Origin of the sequence: Anaerovirgula multivorans, from assembly GCF_900188145.1 — a bacterium.
Lineage (GTDB): Bacteria > Bacillota > Clostridia > Peptostreptococcales > Natronincolaceae > Anaerovirgula > Anaerovirgula multivorans.
In genome coordinates, this window is sequence record NZ_FZOJ01000087.1 from 1 (window position 1) to 2,407 (window position 2,407).

Genomic DNA, 2,407 nt, shown 5'->3' on the forward strand with positions numbered 1-2,407 from the left:
CTTCATATTAGCCTAGAATAATAATCGAAAATTTACAAAGTATTTGAACGAAGATAGAATATAAAGATAATAATTTCTTAAGTTGACAGCATTGGCCTGCCGTCCCTCCGACACTCTACATATTTGGAGGTGCTCCAATTACTGGAGCAGTTCTCTCGTTTTGACAAAGTCATGATTTCCCCAATATTCACTAAACCAATATTTTTCGTTGCCATTATAACAGGTTTCTTGATGATAGATTTTATCTCCCTTATAAAACTCTATCACAATGCCTAAATAATCTTGATTTGTTACATATATTTCTTCCGAAGTTTTTGCAAGTGCATTGGCTAAATTGAGTTCTATTTCTTGTTTTATATAATCGATAGCATTGTCCTTGACCTCATCTCTTGTTTCAAATCTAATAAATAGCACTTCTCCCTTAAAGCTTCTTTGGAAAGAAACTTTCTTCATATTCCACCAATACTTTCTTTTCACTCTTCTCTTAAATTCTTGCATTTCTTCTGTCAGTATATATCTAGAGGGCAATTCAGCACTAGTATCCTCAAAATAACTACTTTCTATTACACCGACATCAAAGGTCATATTATGCTCTACAATTTTTGTATCCCCAATAAATACTCTATAATTTACCTGTCTCCAATTTAAATTCATTTCAATTAGTTCTCTTGGAGACGATATTCCAATAGGCCTTGATTTGTTAACTATAAAAATATCCATAAACATACTTTTACTATTTTGTATTTCCTCTCTTGTTGCATTTTCTAAAAAATAGTAATCTGTATAAAGCACATCATCAATTGTATAGAATTCATATTCTGCTAAATTGGGCATTGAATAATACATATCTATAACGCTATCAAAAAAATCATACTCATCTAAAAGAATTTCCAAACTTTCAGCGTTTTCTCTATCTATAAACAATTCTTTTTCATTAAAATTACTTGTGTTTTCTAATGTTTCTTGGCTACATCCCACTAGTGAAACTGTGCTGAGAATAAGCAAAATTATTATAGTTTTTTTCACATAATCCCTCCTCTAGATTGTAATGTAAGCCTCAAACATTTTTATTTGTCAATCTTTATTAATGTTACTCATAATTCAATCTTATGCACTCTACTGCATTTTGTGTTTAAACAAACATAAGATTCTTTTATAATATCCTCTTTATTATACCAAAATTTGTATGGTCATTAAACCAATATATCAAATTCTTCAAAGGAATTTTTAATACAGAGTTAATTTCATTAATTATCCTATTTTATTATATCATACAATTGCTTTAATCACCCTAATTGTTGGGATTTGTATAGCTTCTAGGTACCGAATAGCTAACATTATAGAAAATGGCATCTTGCCCTTGATTATCTATAACATGCCACCAATGGTCTCCCCGTGTACGATATGTTCCAGATGGTGGATCAAGAATCCCTTGTACTATGCACTCATTCGTATTCGCTACCTCTTTAAGTACGAGTCCATATAGCGTCCCACTACTATCCATAAGGCTAGTTCTAGTAACGTACCATTCTCTTGTAACTTGATGCCTAGATCCGGACAGATATTGAAGGGACATTCCTTGCTGTGTAAGTTCAGACCATACACCATAATAAGTAGAGGTAATTATCTCATCATTACTTTCACTAGAATCTGTTGGTTGAAAAGATTCTTCGCTAGAAGTAAACTCCATATCATAAAGAGATTCCTTAACAGGTTCAGGTAATTTTTTAAATAATTCTGGAAGAACTTCTTCATATACTTCTCCTTCTGAATAACCTTTGTCTAATAATTCATTCAGTCTCTCTAATTCCTCTTCAGTAGCAATATGGTATATTATATCTGCATTTTCCTCTGAGCTTAGTCCAGAAACTGATAATCCAGTTGTTGTGCTAAATACTAAGAAACATATTATTATTGACACAATATTCTTTTTCATTAATACTCCTCCTTGTATTTTTAGGGTAAATTTCGAGTTTTTTTCATCACATGCAATAAGCCCTACCATTGAAGATGATTGTTACAATTGATATTTAGCTTTCACTCACTTCTCTTTGAAGAATCTTGTGCAATTTCATTCATAATATCTCACCTCCTTTATTTAAATTTAATTGTGATGGAAATACAATGCAGAAGATTATAATCAGAAAATAAAATCTAATCTTTCTTTTCTAAAGCTTGTCCAAGTTTCTTATCCTTCTTTCCCTATCTCACCCCCATACTACTACCCCATCCCTAATCCCACAATAGATAATGGACAAACGGTATGTTTATCTGCGCGAACAACAATTTTTTGAAAAACATGTCGTTCATATCGATAAAAGTGTCATTTGTCCAGACGAAATCCTATTTAAAAGTCTATACATTATAAAAATCACCTTCTTTTTCCGGCTGCATTAACACAACCTCA

General features: G+C 31.6%; 2 protein-coding genes. Both read right to left on the reverse strand.

The window, feature by feature from the left end; genetic code table 11:
• Positions 1 to 138: 138 nt before the first annotated feature.
• Positions 139 to 1,026, reverse strand: coding sequence for a hypothetical protein (locus CHB72_RS25560; protein ID WP_089285684.1), 888 nt, complete (start codon positions 1,024 to 1,026; stop codon positions 139 to 141).
• Between the two features lie 265 nt (positions 1,027 to 1,291).
• Positions 1,292 to 1,936 (reverse strand): hypothetical protein, encoded by a 645-nt coding sequence (locus tag CHB72_RS25565; protein WP_089285685.1) that lies wholly within the window; start codon positions 1,934 to 1,936, stop codon positions 1,292 to 1,294.
• Positions 1,937 to 2,407: the final 471 nt, after the last annotated feature.

Coding starts and splice junctions, on each gene's coding strand:
- CHB72_RS25565 (WP_089285685.1), bottom strand. CDS start 1,936: ATGAAAAAGAATATTGTGTCAATAATAATATGTTTCTTAGTATTTAGC.